Raw genomic sequence first — 18,180 nt, forward strand, 5'->3', positions numbered from 1 at the left:
CACTCGTTGATCCATCGGGGACTCTTGATTCCAGGGCATGGTCAGCACCTCCTGACCATGATTGATACCTGTAAACCATGTCCCCGGTCTCAAACGTAAAGGATGTACCCGGTCTTTACCCACCCTAGCCCTCTCCCGGAGGGAGAGGGGACTGACCGAGTGGCTCTCTCGAGTTACATCGACCTGAAATAGCGAGTCGAACTCAGGTCTTGAAACGCACGAAGATCTGCTCCCTCCCCCTCGCCCCCTTTAGGGGGAGAGGGTTGGGGTGAGGGGGTAGCTTTTGATCTTGACCTTGATCTAAAAAATCAAAGGCTAAACCGCCCAACCATATTGTTCAGATCCAGCGCCAGGCGCGACAGTTCGTTGCTCGCCGCGCTGGTTTGATTCGCGCCCGTCGCCGATTGCACCGACAGATCGCGGATGTTCACCAGGTTGCGATCCACTTCCCGCGCCACTTGCGCCTGCTCTTCGGCTGCGCTGGCGATCACCAGGTTGCGCTCGTTGATTTCGACGATGGCCGTGTTGATGGTGTCCAGCGACAGACCGGCGCCACGGGCGATGTTCAGGGTCGACTCGGCGCGCTCGGTGCTGTTGCGCATCGAATCCACGGCGTGTTCGGTGCCGCTCTGGATGCTGCCGATCATGCGCTCGATTTCGCTGGTCGACTGCTGGGTGCGGTGCGCCAGGGCACGGACTTCGTCAGCCACCACGGCAAAACCACGACCGGCTTCACCGGCACGGGCCGCTTCGATCGCGGCGTTCAATGCCAGCAGGTTGGTCTGGTCAGCCAGGCCACGGATCACGTCCAGCACCTTGCCGATGTCGCGGGATTCGTTGGCCAGATCGCCGATCAGGGTCGCGGTGCTCTGCACGTCGGCGCTCATGCGTTCGATGGCGCTGACGGTTTCCTGCACCAGATCGCGGCCGTCGCCGGCGGAGGTGGTGGCGTTCTTCGAAGCTTCCGAGGTGCTGACGGCGTTGCGTGCAACTTCTTCCACCGCGCTGGTCATCTCGTTGACCGCCGTGGCGGCCTGCTCGATTTCGTTGTTCTGCTGGGTCAGGCCTCGGGCGCTTTCGTCGGTGACGCTGTTCAGCTCTTCGGCGGCGGAGGCCAGTTGGGTGGCCGAGCCGGAAATCCGCTGCAGGGTGTCGCGCAGCTTTGATTGCATCTTGGCCATGGCTGCCAGCAGGCGACCGGCTTCGTCGGTGCCGTCAACGTGGATCGGCTGGGTCAGGTTGCCTTCGGCGATGGTTTCCGCCGCATCGAGTGCCTTGGCGATTGGCTTGGTGATGCTGCTGGTCAACAACCAGGCGAACAGGAAGGTCAGGCCGGTGGCGATGATCAACAGGGTCACGACCAGATTGAACGACATCGAATACTGATCCGTGGCGCCCTGATTGGTCTCGGCGATCTGTTGGGTGTTGATCTCCAGCAAACGCGCGAGAGCGGTATTCACCGCTTCGGAATTGGCGAGCAAATCGGTGTTGAGCATCTGCCGCAGTTCGTCGATCTGATTGTTGCGTGACAGAGTCTTCATCCGGTCTTCGAGCTGGCGGTACTGTGCCAGCAACTGCACGTACTGATCGTAAGCCGCGCGTTCTTGCGGGCCATCGATCAGCGGCTCGTAGGCGCGTTGCGCGTCGGTGATCTGCCGGTTGCGCAAATCGAACAGCTCGATGGTTTTTTGCTGGACGTCTGGCTCGCGGTTGATCAGCAACCGATACGACAGCACGCGCAGGCGCAGGGTCAACTGGGTGAATTCGTCGAGGGCCTTGATCGAAGGCACGCTGGCGGTGGCGATGTCTTCGCCTGCTGCGCGGATCTTGCTCATCTGGTTCAGGGCGAACACACCAAGAATCAGCATCAGGCCGCCGATCAGGGCGAAGCCGGTGAACGCCCGGGGGGCGATATTCATATTGCGAAGGGACATGGGGCGTATACCAGGAAGGGCCGCATCCATGCGGGCTGAGACTGCTGTTGGGTGACTTATCGGTCATACGACTAAAGTCTTGAGTCGGTGCGCGTATTTGTCGCATCCGCACGCAAGCGACGAAGTGCAGGAACCAGATTGGCAGATGACAGTCTCTAAGACTCGCAAGAACGGTCGAGCCGCCAGGAAAATCAAGGCCTTGCGCCGGTTTAACCCTGGCGTCAACGACGACTTTTCTTTATCGTACGCGCCCTTTGAAAAAGCCCTGGAAGATCAAAATGTTGGAAGCATCCCTCAGCCAATTGGAACAGCTCGTCAGCGACCTGGTGCAACAGAACCAGACCCTGTCGGAAACCAACCAGACCCTGTCCACGGAACTGGCCCAGGCCAAGGATGAAAACGAAAGCCTGCAACTGAGCCTGATGGAACAGGAAGAAAAGCACGGCGCCACCGCCGCGCGCATCCAGGCCCTGGTTGATCGCGTCAACGCAGGTCCTGTCAGCGCATGAACCACGGCACAGCAGGGGTAAAAGTCATCTCCATCATGGGGGAGGACTATTCGATCAAGGCACCGGCCGGGGAAGAACAGACCCTGCTGGACGCCGCATTGATGCTCAAGGCCGCGCTGGCCGACACCAAGCGCAAATACCCGACCCTGATCGGCGACCGCCTGCTGGTGCTGGCGGCGATGAATCTGTGCTCGCAGCAGATTGAAATGAAGAAGCAGCATCAGGAAGAACTCGAGCGTTACCAAGAGCAAGTCAGCGCCACGGTCGAGACCATCGCCAAGACCATCAATCAGGGTTGATGGGGTTGCGCACAACCAAAGAATAAGATTGTCGATTGGTTTGTATACAATCGGCACGGCTGTTGCAGTGTTTCAGCCTCTTATTCTTTGGGGGTGCTCCATGCAGTTCTGGCGTCGCAGTATTCAATGGCAGCTGATCCTCGGTATGGGCACCGCCCTGCTGGTCAGCATTCTGATCGTGGTTGGCATTTATACCCTGGTGGTCAACCGCCTCGCCCAGAGCTATCTGGTCGAACAGGCGCTGCCGTCGAGCATCGAAGCGACGCGCAACGACATCGAACGAATCCTCGTTCAGCCCCTTACCGCCGCCAAGGACATCGCCAGCAACACCATGGTCCGCGACTGGCTGGCCAATGGTGAAGACTCCGCCAAAACGGCGGGCTTCGCGCAGTATCTGGAAGGTATCCGCGCCGAACACAAGGCGTTTACCGCGCTGATCATCGGCACGGAATCCAATCACTACATCACCGAAAAAGGCCTGGATCGCACCCTGAGTCGCGACAAACCGGCCGATGCGTGGTTCTACTCCTTCCTCGACAGCAATCAGCCGCGAACTCTGAACATCGACAACGACGGGGCCACCGGAGAGCTGGCACTGTTCATTGATTTGAAGGTGGAGCAGGCCGGCAAAGTGGTCGGCGTGGCGGGTCTTGGATTGAGCATGAAAGAGCTGTCGGAGCTGATCCACAACTTCAGCTTCGGCGAGCGCGGGAAGGTCTATCTCGTGCGTTCCGACGGTTTGATCCAGGTCCATCCCGAAGCACAGTTCAGCGGCAAGCGCACCTTGAGCGAGCAGATCGGTGGCGCAGCAGCACAAGCGGTCATGGGCCATAAAGTCGCCGCCAACAGCAGCTTCCAGCGCGACGGCGAAGACTTCCTCGCCTTCAGCCTGCCTTTGCGCGACCTCGGCTGGACCCTGGTGGCCGAAGTGCCACAGTCGCAGATCTACGCCGAAGCCCGCCGGGCGATGTGGATGAGCAGCGGCATCGGTCTGGCGGTGGCGCTGGTTTGCCTGGCGCTGGTGATCTGGCTGGCTCAGGGATTGGTGCGACCGATTCGTCAGGTAACAGCTGCGCTGGTAGCAATCGGTAGCGGCGGTGGAGATTTGACCCATCGGTTAGATTCCAGCCGCGCCGACGAACTGGGCGACCTCGCCCGGGGCTTCAACCGTTTCCTCGACAGCCAGCGCGGGATGATCGGCGAAGTGCTGACTACCAGCGAGCGTCTGCGCGTTGCCGTCGGTCAGGTGGCCAGGGTTGTGGATAACACCGCCGAACGCTCCGGTCGTCAGCAGGAAATGACCGACATGGTCGCCACCGCCGTCCACGAGATGGGCCTGACCGTGCAGGAAATTGCCCAGAACGCCGGCAATGCTGCGCTCGCCTCGCAAACTGCCCGCGATGAAGCGATGCAGGCGCGGGAAGTGGTGGGTGGCTCGATTCGCCATATAGAAAGTATGTCCGATGAAATTGGCGTCGCGGCGGGCGCGGTGGGTGAGCTGGCGCATCAGGTGGCGTCGATCGATCAGGTGCTGGCGGTGATTCGCGGGGTGTCCGAGCAGACCAATCTGTTGGCGTTGAATGCTGCCATCGAGGCTGCTCGAGCCGGCGATATGGGGCGTGGTTTTGCGGTGGTGGCGGATGAGGTGCGGACGCTGGCGCGTCGGACTCAGGCGTCTACCGACGAGATTCAGCAGATGATCGGCAGCCTCAAGCAGGGGGCGGAGAATGCTGTGTCTTCAATGCGTACCGGGCAGGCTGCGACTGGCACCGGGGTTGAATCGAGCCAGCGTACCGGGGCTTCTTTGACTGCGATTACCGGGCAGGTCGAGCGCATCAGCGACATGAACCATCAGGTGGCGACGGCGACTGAGGAACAGTCGGTTGTGACTGAGGAGATCAACCGTAACGTGCAGGGGATTTCCGATCTGGCCCGGGCGACGGCGGGGGAGGTTCGGGCGTGTCGCGAGGATTGTCAGATGTTGCAGCGGTTGGCGGATGATCTGGCGCGGCAGATGGGTGGGTTCAAGTTGAGTTGAGTTAAGTGCCAAGATCCAAAGAGGCCCTCACCCTAGCCCTCTCCCAAAGGGAGAGGGGACCGATTGGGGGATGCTCTGGAGATGTGTCGACCTGAAAGTGCTTCGCCGAATCCATAATCAAACCGGTTTTTCAGGTCGATGTACGGCGCAAGACACCTCGGTCGGCTCCCTCTCCCTCCGGGCGGTCCGACGTTTCGGGAGGGTTGGGGTGAGGGCCGGCTTTAGAACCACGCATCCTGCATTGCCAGACACGTATCATCCCGCGCCTCCAGCAACGCCAATTCATGCTGGCACCCCGGCACTTCCCACGTCAGAAAATAACGCGCCGCCTGCAACTTGCCCTTATAGAAGTCGACATCCGCCGCATTCCCCTTGGCCAACCCTTCCTCGGCTCGAATCGCCTGTTCCAGCCAGCGCCAGCCAATCACCGCGTGCCCGAACACCTTCAGGTACAACGCCGAGTTCGCCAGGCTGCTGTTGACCTTGCCCTGAGCCAGATCGGTCAACAAACCGATGGTCACGGTTTGTAGGCGAGCAACCAGTTTCTCCAATGGCTCACGCAGCGCGGTCAACGATTCGTACGCCACCGCCCGCTCGGCGGTGTCGGCGATCAGTCGAATCAGTTGCTTGAGCCCGGCACCACCGTTCTGCGCCAGTTTGCGCCCGAGCAAGTCCAGCGACTGAATACCGTGAGTGCCTTCGTGGATCGGGTTCAGGCGGTTGTCGCGGTAGTACTGCTCCACCGGGTATTCACGGGTGTAGCCGTGGCCGCCGAGAATCTGGATCGCCAGTTCGTTGGCCTTGAGGCAGTACTCCGATGGCCAGGATTTGACGATCGGCGTCAGCAAATCCAGCAGTTCATGCGCCTGTTTGCGCTCGGCCTCGGTTTCCAGCGTGGTGGTGTCATCGAACAGTCGCGCCGCATACAGGCCGAGATCGAACGCCCCTTCAACGTAGGATTTCTGTGTCAGCAGCATGCGTCTGACGTCCGCGTGCTGAATGATCGCCACCGGCGCCGTCGTCGGGTCCTTGCTGTCCGGCACCCGGCCTTGCGGACGTTCGCGAGCGTATTCCAGCGAGTACAGGTAACCGGCATAACCAAGCATCACCGCGCCCATGCCGACGCCGATCCGCGCTTCGTTCATCATCTGGAACATGTAGCTCAAACCGTGATGCGGCTTGCCTACCAGATAACCGACACACTCGCCGTTATCGCCGAAGTTCAGCGCCGTGGACGTCGTTCCGCGCCAGCCCATCTTGTGGAAAAGCCCGGCCAGCAACACGTCGTTGCGCTTGCCGAGGCTGCCGTCATCGTTAACCAGAAACTTGGGCACGATAAACAGCGAAATACCCTTCACCCCGGCCGGTGCGTCCGGCAGCTTGGCCAGCACCATGTGCACGATGTTTTCCGAGAGTGGGTGATCGCCGCCGGAAATGAAGATCTTGTTGCCCTTGAGGCGATAGGTGCCGTCGGACGCAGGCTCTGCACGTGTACGAATATCCGACAGCGACGACCCGGCATGAGGTTCGGTCAGGGCCATGGTGCCGAAGAAGCGGCCGTCGATCATCGGTTGCAGGAAACGTTGCTTCTGTTCTTCGGTGCCGAAGCTTTCGATCAGGTTGGCCGCGCCCATGGTCAGGAACGGATAGGAAGTAGAAGCCGCGTTCGCTGACTGAAAGTGAGCGAAGCAGGCCTGGGACAGCAGTGTAGGAAGTTGCATGCCGCCAGCGTCGAAACTGCGCGCCGCGTTGAGGAATCCAGCCTCGAGGAAAGCATCCACCGCCGGTTTCACCTCGGGAATCAGAATCGCCTGACCGTTCTCGTAGCGCGGCTCGTTTTCGTCGCCCTTGCGATTGTGCGGTGCGAAGTATTTCTCGGCAATGTTGCGTGCCGTGCCGATGGCGGCGTCGAAGGTTTCGCGGTTGTGCTCGGCAAATCGCTCGCGCCGGGTCAGGCCCTCGGCATCGAGGACTTCGTACAGCTCGAAAGCCAGATTGCGGGAACTGAGCAGCGTCTCGGACATGGCGGCCTACCTTAAATAAAGTATGCCGCAGTCTAGGGAGGCTTATAAAAAGGGGAAAGGAAGATAGATAAGGGTGATGGGGCGGCACAAGTTACAAGCTTCAAGCCGCAAGTAAGAGCAGTTTGCTTTTACTTGCAGCTTGTCGCTCGAAGCTTGCAGCTGCTTTTATCCGATGGTCATCAGGCTGGCGTTACCGCCCGCTGCCGCAGTGTTGACGCTCAACGCGCGCTCGATCACCAGACGCTCCAGCGCAATGTTGGTCTCGCCCTGGGACAGACCCTGGACTCCAACAATGGCGCCAGCACGTTTGGCGATCTGCTGGCAGACCGCACGCAACTGGTCGGAGTGGCCGTGATGCAGAACCGCATCGAACACCACGTCGTCCTTGTTCCAGTCGGAAACCAGTTTGATCCGCGCCTGAATCTCCTTCGGCAGGCGTGCGAACAATGCCTTGCTGGTGTCGGATTCCGGCCAGACCGCCGAACCGCCCACCGCCAGTACCGCCGCGAGTTGGGTCAGCAGATCACCTTCGATGTCAGCCAGGCACAGCACGTGCTCGCGCGGCAGGATCGCGTAGCTGTTCTTCTCGCCGGTCGGGCCGGCCAGTACGCGGGTGATACCGCTTTGCGACTGCGCTGCGTACTGCACGCACAGGGTGCTCAGGTCGGCGAACTTGTTGCTGTCGGCCCAGGCTTTCAGGGCGGTCAGCGGTTTGCTCATGGCGTCGCGCAGACGAACGTCCGGTGCCACGGCAGCATCACCGCGAGCGAAGGATTGTTCGATGGCATCGGTAGGACGCGTCGACAGCAGACGGTACAGGTACAGCGGGCCACCGGCTTTCGGGCCAGTACCCGACAGGCCTTCACCACCGAACGGCTGGACGCCGACCACGGCACCGACGATGTTGCGGTTGACGTAGACGTTGCCGGCGTTGACGTTGTCGATCACCTTGGCGATGGTCTCGTCGATGCGGGTGTGCACGCCGAGGGTCAGGCCGTAACCGGAGGCGTTGATCTGGGCGATCAACTGGTCGATCTCTTTACGCTTGTAGCGCACCACGTGCAGCACCGGGCCGAAGATCTCGCGTTGCAGTTCGTCGAAGCTTTCCAGCTCGATCAGGGTCGGCATGACGAAGGTGCCGCGTTTGACTTCCTCGGTATCGGCGATGGCCACCTGGTACACGTTGCGACCTTTGTCGCGCATGCCCTGGATGTGCTTCTCGATACCGGCCTTGGCTTCGGCGTCGATCACCGGGCCGATGTCCACGGACAGGCGCTCCGGGTTGCCGAGACGGCTTTCAGCCATCGCGCCCTTGAGCATTTCGATGACGCGATCAGCGGAATCTTCCTGCAAGCACAGAACACGCAGGGCCGAGCAACGCTGGCCGGCGCTGTCGAAGGCCGACGACACCACGTCGATCACCACCTGTTCGGTCAGTGCTGAAGAGTCGACGATCATCGCGTTCTGGCCGCCGGTTTCGGCGATCAGCGGAATCGGACGGCCCTGGTTGTCGAGGCGACCAGCAATGTTGCGTTGCAGCAGACGCGCGACTTCGGTGGAACCGGTAAACATCACGCCTTTGACGCGCTCATCGCCCACCAGACCGGCGCCGACGGTTTCACCGCGACCCGGCAACAGTTGCAGCACGCCTTCCGGAATCCCGGCTTCGAGCATCAGACGCACGGCTTGTGCGGCGACCAGCGGAGTCTGTTCGGCCGGTTTGGCCAGCACCGGGTTACCGGCGGCCAGTGCGGCGGCGACCTGACCGCTGAAGATCGCCAGCGGGAAGTTCCACGGGCTGATGCAGACCACCGGGCCCAGTGGGCGGTGGGCGTCGTTGCTGAAATCGTTGCGAGCCTGCACCGCGTAGTAACGCAGGAAGTCGACGGCTTCGCGGACTTCGGCGATGGCGTTGGCGAAGGTCTTGCCGGCCTCGCGGGCCAGCAGGCCCATCAGCGGCTGGATCTCGCCTTCCATCAAGTCAGCGGCGCGTTCCAGAATCGCGGCACGTTCGGCCGGCGGGGTGGCCTGCCAGATCGGTGCGGCGTTCAGGGCGCATTGGATTGCGTTGTCGACGTCTTCGACCGTGGCTTCCTGCACGTGGCCGACCACGTCACGCAGATCGGACGGGTTCAGCACCGGTGCCGGCGCTTCGTTGCTGGAGGCGCAACCGAGCATCGGCGCAGCTTTCCAGTTGTTGTGCGCGGTCGCCAGCAGGGCACAGGACAGCGAAGCCAGACGATGTTCGTTGGCCATGTCGATGCCGGCAGAGTTGGCACGCTCGGAACCGTACAGGTCACGCGGCAGCGGAATGCGCGGGTGCGGCAGGCCGAAACCACCTTCCACGGTCGCCATCTGCTCGATCTGCGCCACCGGATCGGCCACCAGTTCCTGGATCGAAATCGACTGGTCGGCGATGCGGTTGACGAACGAGGTGTTGGCGCCGTTTTCCAGCAGACGACGTACGAGGTACGCCAGCAGGGTTTCGTGGGGGCCGACCGGAGCGTACACACGGCACGGACGGTTCAGCTTGCCTTCGGAGACTTTGCCTACAACCTGTTCGTACAACGGTTCGCCCATGCCGTGCAGGCACTGGAACTCATACTGGCCCGGGTAATAGTTCTGACCGGCAATGTGATAAATCGCCGACAGGGTGTGGGCGTTGTGCGTGGCGAATTGCGGGTAGATGACTTCCGGCACCGACAGCAGTTTGCGGGCGCAGGCGATGTAGGAAACGTCGGTGTACACCTTGCGGGTGTAGACCGGATAGCCTTCCAGGCCTTCGACCTGAGCGCGCTTGATTTCGCTGTCCCAGTACGCGCCTTTCACCAGACGGATCATCAGGCGATGACGGCTGCGGCGAGCCAGGTCGATCACGTAGTCGATCACGTACGGGCAACGCTTCTGGTAGGCCTGGATCACGAAACCGATGCCGTTCCAGCCGGTCAGTTGCGGCTCGAAGCACAGGCGCTCGAGCAGATCCAGCGACAGCTCCAGGCGGTCGGCTTCTTCGGCGTCGATGTTCAGGCCGATGTCGTATTGCTTGGCCAGCAGGGTCAGCGACAGCAGGCGCGGGTACAGCTCGTCCATCACGCGCTCGTACTGGGCCCGGCTGTAACGCGGGTGCAGGGCCGACAGCTTGATCGAGATGCCCGGGCCTTCATAAATCCCACGGCCGTGGGACGCTTTGCCGATCGAGTGAATGGCTTGTTCGTACGAGGCCAGGTACTTCTGGGCGTCGTGTTCGGTCAGCGCCGCTTCACCGAGCATGTCGTAGGAATAGCGGAAGCCTTTGGCTTCGAATTTGCTCGCATTGGCCAGGGCTTCGGCGATGGTTTCGCCGGTCACGAACTGCTCGCCCATCAGGCGCATGGCCATGTCGACGCCCTTGCGGATCATCGGCTCGCCGCTCTTGCCGATGATGCGACTCAGGGACGAAGTCAGGCCGGCTTCATTGTGGGTGGAGACCAGTTTGCCGGTCAGCAGCAGGCCCCAGGTCGCCGCGTTGACGAACAGCGACGGGCTGTTGCCCAGGTGCGGCTGCCAGTTGCCGGTGCTGATCTTGTCGCGGATCAGCGCATCGCGAGTGCCTTTGTCCGGGATCCGCAGCAGCGCTTCGGCCAGGCACATCAGCGCCACGCCTTCCTGGGACGACAGGGAGAATTCCTGCAGCAGGCCCTGAACAATGCCTGCACGACCGCCGGCACTCTTCTGGTTACGCAGTTTTTCCGCGATGGTTGCGGCGAGTTTGTTGGTGGCTTCGGCCATCGGCGCCGGCAGGCGAGCCTGCTCGATCAGCATCGGTACCACTTCCGGTTCAGGGCGACGGTAAGCGGCGGTGATCGAGGCGCGCAGCACCGACTGCGGCAGGATGCTTTCGGCGAATTCGAGGAAGCATTGGTGAGCGTGATCGGTGTGGACTTCGCCCGCGTCGTCGGCGTCCTTGGCGGTCAAACCGTTCAGCTCGGTCAGGGTTGCACCACCCTCGAGTTTTTCCAGGTAATTGAAAATTGCCTGCTTGATCAGCCAGTGCGGTGTGCGATCAATCGAGGTTGCAGCGGCCTTCAGGCGCTCGCGGGTCGGGTCGTCAAGTTTGACCCCAAGGGTGGTGGTAGCCATATTTTTATCCTCATAGGTGCCGCAGTTGCGCGACAACAGCTGGCGGCAAGATTAGCCGCGAGCCGAAATGGGTGCAACCGGGTGCAACCCTTTTTTGTCGGAATATTCTGCAGCTCGTCAGGAAATAATTTCTGGTACGAAAGTGCTGCTCTTGCTTGGTGCTTTTGCTTCTAGAAAAGCGTTGTCACTGCGTTAAAAGGGAGCAAAAAGCCACTTCCGTAAGATAAATCCGACTGGGTGCAACTAATTCTCAAGAAACTGGTTGCACCTGTTTTACTTTGTTGCATAGGATTCGCGCCCAAGGTGCAACCGGGGAAACCCGACGCACCGGCCAATGGCTTTCCTGGGGAAACATTGGTCATAAATGCGCGGCCGTGCGAATCGTCTGTCAGACGTCAGTCTGCAAACGGTGCAACCGCCGCCGCTACATAAAAACAAAGCCAGGGCACGTACGTAATGAGCGCAAGCAATCCAACCCTGATCACGTTCGTGATCTACATCGCAGCAATGGTGCTGATCGGCTTCATGGCCTATCGCTCCACCAACAACCTTTCTGACTATATTCTGGGCGGCCGCAGCCTGGGCAGCGTGGTGACGGCATTGTCCGCCGGCGCTTCCGACATGAGCGGCTGGTTGCTGATGGGCCTGCCGGGCGCCATCTACATGTCTGGCCTGTCCGAAAGCTGGATCGCCATCGGCCTGATCGTCGGTGCCTACCTGAACTGGCTGTTCGTCGCCGGTCGTCTGCGTGTTCAGACCGAGCACAACGGCGATGCACTGACCCTGCCGGACTACTTCTCCAGCCGTTTCGAAGACAAGAGCGGTCTGCTGCGCATCATTTCGGCAGTCGTGATTCTGGTGTTCTTCACCATCTACTGCGCTTCCGGCATCGTGGCCGGTGCCCGTCTGTTCGAAAGCACTTTCGGCATGTCCTACGAGACCGCGCTGTGGGCCGGTGCTGCGGCGACGATCGCCTACACCTTCGTCGGCGGTTTCCTCGCAGTCAGCTGGACCGATACCGTACAGGCAACCCTGATGATCTTCGCCCTGCTGCTGACGCCGATCATCGTGCTGCTGGCCACCGGCGGCGTCGACACCACGTTCCTGGCGATCGAAGCGCAGGACCCGAGCAACTTCGACATGCTCAAGGGCACCACTTTCATCGGCATCATCTCGCTGATGGGTTGGGGGCTGGGCTACTTCGGTCAGCCGCACATCCTGGCGCGTTTCATGGCCGCTGATTCGGTGAAATCCATTGCCAACGCCCGTCGCATCTCCATGACCTGGATGATCCTGTGCCTGGGCGGCACCGTGGCGGTGGGCTTCTTCGGTATCGCTTACTTCTCGGCGCACCCGGAAGTGGCCGGTCCAGTGACCGAAAACCACGAGCGCGTGTTCATTGAACTGGCGAAAATCCTCTTTAACCCGTGGATTGCAGGCGTGCTGTTGTCGGCGATTCTCGCGGCAGTAATGAGCACCCTGAGCTGCCAGTTGCTGGTGTGCTCGAGCGCCCTGACCGAAGACTTCTACAAGGCTTTCCTGCGTAAATCCGCTTCGCAAGTCGAGCTGGTATGGGTTGGTCGCGCCATGGTGCTGCTGGTTGCGCTGGTCGCTATCGCCCTGGCTGCCAACCCGGAAAACCGCGTGCTGGGTCTGGTGTCCTACGCCTGGGCTGGTTTCGGTGCGGCCTTCGGTCCTGTGGTGCTGATCTCGGTGATCTGGAAAAAGATGACCCGTGACGGCGCACTGGCGGGCATCCTGGTCGGCGCGATCACCGTGATCGTGTGGAAGCATTTCGAAGTGCTGGGCCTGTACGAAATCATCCCGGGCTTCATCTTCGCCAGCCTGGCGATCTACTTCGTCAGCCTGATGGGGCAGCCGAGCACTGGCATGGTTCAGCGCTTTGAAGCGGCCGAGAAGGATTTCCATCTGAACAAGTGATGGAAATGAGCTGAGGCTCACCAGAAAGCGGCCCGTTTCCTACCAGGAAGCGGGCCGTTTTTTTTGCCTGCGATTTTTCTGAAGGCAAAGTCTGTAGTCGAATGCGCCAATTCTTGAAGGGGAGATCGAAGTTTCAAGTAGGGGAAATCTGATTTTTCAGTCACCCAACCTGCACCCCTTGCCCCTCATGCAGAATCGCCCGCCCTCAATCTGCAGAGAGACATCGGATGTTCGCGCCTGCCAATCAACCGCGTTTCACGTTGACCGTCGAAGGCGCCCTGTTTGACCTCAAAGTCCTTGAGTTCACGGGCAAGGAAGCCATCAGCCAACCCTTTCGCTTCGACCTGGAGCTGGTCAGTGAACGGCCGGATCTGGATCTGGAAAGCCTGCTGCACTGTCAGGCGTTTCTGAGTTTTGATGAAGACGGTTCCGGTATCCACGGTCAGATCTATCGAGTCGGGCAGGGGGATTCCGGCAAGCGTCTGACCCGCTATCACGTCAGCCTCGTTCCGCGTCTGGCCTATCTGGGTCATCGGATCAATCAGCGGATCTTCCAACATCAAAGCGTGCCGCAGATTGTGACGCAGATCCTCAAGGATCACGCGATCCTGCGCGACGCCTTCGAATTTCGCCTCGGCAGCGATTACCCGCCGCGTGAGTATTGCGTGCAGTACGCCGAGAGCGATCTGGCGTTCATCCAGCGGCTGTGTGCCGAAGTCGGCATTCACTTCCACTTTCAGCACAGCCCGGACGGGCATCTGTTGGTGTTCGGTGACGATCAAACGGTGTTCCCACGTCTGGCCGAGCCGACGCTGTACCTGCCGGGCAGCGGCATGGCTGCATCGGCACCGGCAATCAAGCGCTTCACCGTTCGAGTGGAAACCCGCACCAGCGTGGTCACCCGGCGTGATTACGACTTCACCAAACCGCGGCTGGCGCTGCAGAGCTGGGTGGAAAGCGACCAGCGCCCGGTGCTGGAGGATTACCACTTTCCCGGCCAGTTCACCGATCGCGCCACTGGCAAGCAACTGGCCCAGCGCACGCTTGAGCGGCATGTCGCCGATTACCGTCAGGCCGAGGGGCGCAGCGATCAATCTGCCTTGGTCAGCGGACATTTCCTGCAACTGGCCGAGCATCCGCGCCAGGATCTGAATGACCTCTGGCTGCTGACCGCAATCGAGCACCATGGCCGACAGCCGCAAGTGCTGGAGGAATCGGTGACCAGCGAGGGTGACGAATTCCAGGGTTACCGTAATACCTTTCTCGCCACACCGTGGGACGTGTTCTTCCGCCCGCCGATGGGCCCGGAAAAACCTCGGATGCTCGGTTATCAGCCAGCCGTGGTCACTGGTCCGCAAGACAGTGAAATCCATTGCGACGAGTACGGTCGGGTCAAGGTGCAACTGGCCTGGGATCGCGACGGCGAACTCAACGAGCATTCCAGTTGCTGGCTGCGGGTCGCCAGCGGCTGGGCTCATGACCGTTATGGCAGCGTGCTGATTCCGCGGGTCGGCATGGAAGTGCTGGTGGGGTTCATCGATTCCGATGCCGACAAACCGCTGGTCATGGCTTGCCTGCCGAACGCCGCGACGCCAGTGCCGCTGGACCTGCCGGCCGACAAGACCCGCAGTATTTTCCGCAGCCAGAGCAGTCCCGGCGGTGGGGGCTACAACGAACTGCGCATCGAGGATCGCAAAGGCGCCGAGGAAATCTACCTGCGGGCCCAGCGAAACTGGACGCAGCATGTGCTGAACGATCAGCAGGTGCAGGTCGATAACCAGCGCAGCGTCGTTGTGACCGGTCTCGCCAAGCATGAACTGAAAGCCGATGAGCAGCGCATCACCCACGGCCAGCGCCAGACCGAAGTGAAGCAGGACGACCACCTCACGGTGACCGGCGACCGGCACATCCGCGTAAGCAATCAGGCGATCAACGCCAGTGCTCAATTCCACGTCAGCGCAGGCCAGCAAGTGGTGATCGACGGCGGGGCGAGCGCGACGATTCAGGCGGGCGGGCAGTGGATCAACATCGGCCCCGGCGGGATCTTCAGCAGCGTGCCGATTGTGGTGGGTGGCGCGCCAATGGCGGCGATGAGCGCGGCGCCGACAGTGCCGGGGTTGCCGGAAAAACTGGTGGCGGCACCGGCTGTGATTCTGACTGCGGCGCAAATCATGAGCCTTAAAGGTGATGCGCCGTTCTGCGAAGAATGCGAGCGCTGCAAGGGTGGTGTCTGTGCAGCCTGAACAATGGTTGAAGGATGTGCCGCTGAAGCCGTCGGAGCAGTTGTTCGCGATTTTCAGTAGCGCCAGTGCGGCAGAGCCACTGAAGGCCTGGCCGCTGAAAGCGCAGATGCCGAAACCGGTCTGGGCGGAAACGATCTATGCCGAGTGGGATGCGGTGATGCCCTACGTGGGAATCGTCGACGCGGGCAGTGAGTTTCTGGATTGGGTGGCGACCACGGAGTCTCGCGACTGGGGCTGGCTGGCGGTTTCTTCAGCGGGGCTTGAGGCGGTGGTCGAGCACTTCCGCAGTTTGACCCAGGTGCTGATGCCGGACGGGAAAGTGGTGTTCTTCCGGTTTTGGGATGGGCGGTATTTGTTGCCGATCCTTGAGTCGTCCGAGGTGGATGCCGGGCAACTACTACCGGTCCTCACGCGAGGATTGATCAACGGTCAGGCCGTCGAGATAGGGGGTAGAGCGCAGGTCTCCGGTCGAGAGTTTCCTTGGTGGTCGGTGCCGGAAAAACTGCTGGCGCAATTCGGCGAAGATGCCCGGATCAACAACGCCTTGCAGTGGTTGAGCGAGGAGCAACCGGCGTTGTTCGAAGCGTTCCCCGCCGATGTCTTGCGCTGCAAGGTTGTCAGGTTTTTTGCGGTTTCAGCGTCGGACGAATCGTCGGCTTCGGCACTGCTGGACTACTTGCGGGACGAATCAGAGTGAAATTTCCGGGCAAAGGCTTCGGACGTTTCCTGCGAGTTGCGGCGGTTTGCGTGAACTGGTGGGCGCGGTGGTGCGGGGATAGTCTTTGGCTGTCTCCGCAAGTGTGGAGACAGGGCGTAGGAGCCCTGATTTCAGAGCAGTGCATAAGCGTCGTTGCCCGATTTGCGGCAGTCTTCGCTCGACCGTAAGATCTTTTGCGGCGGTTATGCGCGGGCACGCTTCGGCGTGGCTGAGTGCTCTGGTCTCAGTCCTCCTACCCCGCGCATGGCTGCCACCCAATCCGTAGGAGGAAACGGTGGACGTTCACTTCACTACCAGAGGTTAAAAAATGAGCAAGCTTCATCCCGATCCACCCTACGAACCCTTCATCCCCCACCCCGACAACCGCCTCATGGCGCTGACCAGCAACTGCAACGACATGCCCACCCTGTTCATCGACACCCACGCCCCGCTCGACATCCTGATGGACGCCGCCAACTACCGAATCCGCGCGGTAATCCAGGTCCTGGAAAACATGTGCATGCGCGGCTCGGTCGAGTGCGACTCGGTCATCCTCAGCGACTTCGCCCAGCTCTGCGTGATTCCGTTGCGTGACGGCTGTGATGTCTTGGATGTGATTGGCCGCAGGTTGCGTGACCGGCCTTAGATCCCCAACCCCTCACCCTAGCCCTCTCCCAAGGGTAGAGGGGACCGACCGAGTTGTTTGGGTCATGTACGCCGACCTGCGACTTCGGTGGTGAACTTCGCTTGGCCAAGCTGAGGTCGCGGTGATTTTTCAGGTCGATGCAAACCGAAAGATCACCTCGGTCAGTCCCCTCTCCCTCCGGGAGAGGGCTAGGGTGAGGGGGCTCTCACGGATGTACCCGACAGCTAGACTGCCCACTCGCCCCTTTCCAAAGGAACCTTCCAACATCCGTTTTGGAAAGATCATTTAGTCAGGCGAGAAGATTTCAGTTTTGCAGATACTGATCCTGCGACTTGATGAAAGCGTCAAATTCCGGCGAGTTATAAATTTCCAGACAAGAATAGAACACTATGTTTTTACTAGTCTGTTTGCTGGTTGAGGATGTTTTGAGGTAGGCGCCAGCCATGTATTTCTCAGTCTCAGCATACGGATCATGCGTGACCTCCAGCGTGTCCTCATTCTGAACAATGGTGTGCAGGCCTTTGCCCATGAACGAGTAGGCTCCGGCGGACAGTCCGATGTCTTTTTCCAGTGCAGATTGTTCTTTGAATGGCGCCAGGATGCAGTAGCTCAAACCGTAGTTCTTCAGATTCTGGCGTGCCTGTTCGGTGTGTTCTTCGCCAGCGAAGGCGTGTAATGAGCCCGGCAGGCAAAGGAGGGCAATGATCCGGCAATACATGATTTTCAGACTTCCTGTCAGGTGGTTGCGGCCAGTGTAGCGCCGGGAACGCCCACTCAGCCCCCAACCCCTGACTTGCCGCCCGGTAAAAGGTAAACTTCACGGCCCTCGCAGGAGCAGCCATGAATTATCGTCACGCCTTCCATGCCGGCAATCACGCCGATGTGTTCAAACACCTGACCTTGACCCGCCTCATCGCCCTGATGTCGCGCAAGGAGCAGCCGTTTGCCTATCTCGACAGCCACGCCGGCATCGGTCTGTATGACCTGCAGGGTGATCAGGCCAACCGTACCGGCGAGTACCTGGAAGGCATCGCGCGGTTGTGGGATCAGCCGGATCTGCCGGCGCTGACCGCCGACTATATGAAGGTGCTGCACGAGATGAACCCGGACGGTCAGTTGCGTTATTACCCGGGTTCGCCGGAGCTGGCACGGCGTCTGACCCGACCGCAGGACCGGGTGATGCTCAACGAGAAGCACCCTGAAGACGGCGTGCAGCTCAAGGAGAACATGGCCGGCGATCGTCGGGTGAAGGTGCATCTGGGCGAGGGCTGGCATGTCGCCCGCGCCATGTTGCCGGTGCAGGAGAAGCGCGCGGTGATGTTGATTGATCCGCCGTTCGAACAGCTCGATGAAATGCAGCGTTGTGCGGCGTCGATGAAAGAGGCCATTGGCCGGATGCGCCAGACCGTGGCTGCGATCTGGTATCCGGTGAAGGATCAGCGTGCGCTGCGTCGTTTCTATCAGGATCTGGCCGGCACCGGTGCGCCGAAACTGCTGCGGGTCGAGCTGCTCGTGCATCCACTGGACACGCCGAACAGCCTGAACGGCTCTGGCCTGGCGATTGCCAATCCGCCGTGGGGGCTGGAGGAAGAATTGCGTGAGCTACTGCCGTGGCTGTCCAAAAAGCTTGGGCAAACCCAGGGTGGGTGGCAGATGGATTGGTTGATCGCCGAGAGCTGATCACTGACCGATCGTTCCCACGCGGAGCGTGGGAACGATCAGTGGTCGCG

Annotated in this window: 12 protein-coding genes and 1 pseudogene; 8 read left to right on the top strand and 5 right to left on the bottom strand. The window is 60.5% G+C overall.

Translation table 11 applies throughout. The features are described 5' to 3' along the window. Positions 1–308: 308 nt before the first annotated feature. Entirely contained in the window at positions 309–1,181 is an 873-nt protein-coding gene (locus EIY71_RS28910; RefSeq protein WP_371850982.1) for a methyl-accepting chemotaxis protein, read from the bottom strand. Between the two features lie 30 nt (positions 1,182–1,211). Continuing rightward, a pseudogene (locus EIY71_RS28915) lies at positions 1,212–1,964 on the bottom strand (MCP four helix bundle domain-containing protein); the annotation flags it as partial. 248 nt (positions 1,965–2,212) lie between these two features. Here EIY71_RS28915 and EIY71_RS09825 point away from each other — a divergent pair. The 3 genes from EIY71_RS09825 (at position 2,213) to EIY71_RS09835 (ending at position 4,780) form a co-directional block, all read left to right on the top strand. Next, positions 2,213–2,443 (top strand): hypothetical protein, encoded by a 231-nt coding sequence (locus tag EIY71_RS09825; RefSeq protein ID WP_007952320.1) that lies wholly within the window; start codon positions 2,213–2,215, stop codon positions 2,441–2,443. Next, complete coding sequence (locus EIY71_RS09830; RefSeq protein ID WP_007952314.1) at positions 2,440–2,742, top strand: cell division protein ZapA; 303 nt, start codon at positions 2,440–2,442, stop codon at positions 2,740–2,742. The genes EIY71_RS09825 and EIY71_RS09830 overlap by 4 nt, the downstream gene beginning before the upstream one ends. A gap of 100 nt (positions 2,743–2,842) precedes the next feature. After that, positions 2,843–4,780 (top strand): methyl-accepting chemotaxis protein, encoded by a 1,938-nt coding sequence (locus EIY71_RS09835; RefSeq protein WP_134021562.1) that lies wholly within the window; start codon positions 2,843–2,845, stop codon positions 4,778–4,780. Positions 4,781–5,001: 221 nt separating this feature from the next. Here EIY71_RS09835 and EIY71_RS09840 read toward each other — a convergent pair whose 3' ends face one another. Continuing rightward, positions 5,002–6,804, bottom strand: coding sequence for an acyl-CoA dehydrogenase (locus tag EIY71_RS09840; protein WP_134021565.1), 1,803 nt, complete (start codon positions 6,802–6,804; stop codon positions 5,002–5,004). A gap of 165 nt (positions 6,805–6,969) precedes the next feature. After that, entirely contained in the window at positions 6,970–10,923 is a 3,954-nt protein-coding gene (gene putA / locus EIY71_RS09845) for a trifunctional transcriptional regulator/proline dehydrogenase/L-glutamate gamma-semialdehyde dehydrogenase (RefSeq protein ID WP_134021568.1), read from the bottom strand. Between the two features lie 456 nt (positions 10,924–11,379). On the opposite strand from putA, the gene putP reads away from it, so the two are divergent. The 4 genes from putP to EIY71_RS09865 all read left to right on the top strand — a co-directional run bounded on the left by putP (position 11,380) and on the right by EIY71_RS09865 (position 16,450). Then, on the top strand, positions 11,380–12,864 hold the full coding sequence (gene putP, locus EIY71_RS09850; protein ID WP_085746450.1) for a sodium/proline symporter PutP: 1,485 nt from the start codon (positions 11,380–11,382) through the stop codon (positions 12,862–12,864). Positions 12,865–13,091: 227 nt separating this feature from the next. Then, positions 13,092–15,107: a type VI secretion system tip protein VgrG gene (locus EIY71_RS09855; protein WP_085746451.1), complete on the top strand. Its 2,016-nt coding sequence runs from the start codon at positions 13,092–13,094 to the stop codon at positions 15,105–15,107. After that, positions 15,052–15,804 carry a DUF4123 domain-containing protein gene (locus EIY71_RS09860; RefSeq protein ID WP_102686822.1) on the top strand — a complete coding sequence of 251 codons (753 nt, stop codon included), beginning with the start codon at positions 15,052–15,054 and terminating at the stop codon, positions 15,802–15,804. Before EIY71_RS09855 ends, EIY71_RS09860 begins: the two co-directional genes overlap by 56 nt. 328 nt (positions 15,805–16,132) lie before the next feature. Beyond that, entirely contained in the window at positions 16,133–16,450 is a 318-nt protein-coding gene (locus EIY71_RS09865) for a hypothetical protein (RefSeq protein WP_134021571.1), read from the top strand. Positions 16,451–16,754: 304 nt separating this feature from the next. Here the strand turns inward: EIY71_RS09865 and EIY71_RS09870 are convergent, their stop codons facing one another. After that, positions 16,755–17,168 carry a hypothetical protein gene (locus tag EIY71_RS09870; RefSeq protein WP_102686820.1) on the bottom strand — a complete coding sequence of 138 codons (414 nt, stop codon included), beginning with the start codon at positions 17,166–17,168 and terminating at the stop codon, positions 16,755–16,757. Between the two features lie 122 nt (positions 17,169–17,290). Here EIY71_RS09870 and EIY71_RS09875 point away from each other — a divergent pair, with 122 nt between their 5' ends. Beyond that, complete coding sequence (locus EIY71_RS09875) at positions 17,291–18,130, top strand: 23S rRNA (adenine(2030)-N(6))-methyltransferase RlmJ (RefSeq protein ID WP_085746455.1); 840 nt, start codon at positions 17,291–17,293, stop codon at positions 18,128–18,130. Positions 18,131–18,180: the final 50 nt, after the last annotated feature.

This window comes from Pseudomonas sp. CH235 (assembly GCF_004368175.1).
In the GTDB taxonomy this organism is placed as follows: domain Bacteria; phylum Pseudomonadota; class Gammaproteobacteria; order Pseudomonadales; family Pseudomonadaceae; genus Aquipseudomonas; species Aquipseudomonas paraglycinae.

Excerpts from the sequence above, each read along its gene's own strand:
- EIY71_RS28910 (WP_371850982.1), bottom strand. The coding sequence starts at position 1,181 with ATGGCCAAGATGCAATCAAAGCTGCGCGACACCCTGCAGCGGATTTCC.
- EIY71_RS09825 (WP_007952320.1), top strand. The coding sequence starts at position 2,213 with ATGTTGGAAGCATCCCTCAGCCAATTGGAACAGCTCGTCAGCGACCTG.
- EIY71_RS09830 (WP_007952314.1), top strand. The coding sequence starts at position 2,440 with ATGAACCACGGCACAGCAGGGGTAAAAGTCATCTCCATCATGGGGGAG.
- EIY71_RS09835 (WP_134021562.1), top strand. The coding sequence starts at position 2,843 with ATGCAGTTCTGGCGTCGCAGTATTCAATGGCAGCTGATCCTCGGTATG.
- EIY71_RS09840 (WP_134021565.1), bottom strand. The coding sequence starts at position 6,804 with ATGTCCGAGACGCTGCTCAGTTCCCGCAATCTGGCTTTCGAGCTGTAC.
- putA (WP_134021568.1), bottom strand. The coding sequence starts at position 10,923 with ATGGCTACCACCACCCTTGGGGTCAAACTTGACGACCCGACCCGCGAG.
- putP (WP_085746450.1), top strand. The coding sequence starts at position 11,380 with ATGAGCGCAAGCAATCCAACCCTGATCACGTTCGTGATCTACATCGCA.
- EIY71_RS09855 (WP_085746451.1), top strand. The coding sequence starts at position 13,092 with ATGTTCGCGCCTGCCAATCAACCGCGTTTCACGTTGACCGTCGAAGGC.
- EIY71_RS09860 (WP_102686822.1), top strand. The coding sequence starts at position 15,052 with ATGCGCCGTTCTGCGAAGAATGCGAGCGCTGCAAGGGTGGTGTCTGTG.
- EIY71_RS09865 (WP_134021571.1), top strand. The coding sequence starts at position 16,133 with ATGAGCAAGCTTCATCCCGATCCACCCTACGAACCCTTCATCCCCCAC.
- EIY71_RS09870 (WP_102686820.1), bottom strand. The coding sequence starts at position 17,168 with ATGTATTGCCGGATCATTGCCCTCCTTTGCCTGCCGGGCTCATTACAC.
- EIY71_RS09875 (WP_085746455.1), top strand. The coding sequence starts at position 17,291 with ATGAATTATCGTCACGCCTTCCATGCCGGCAATCACGCCGATGTGTTC.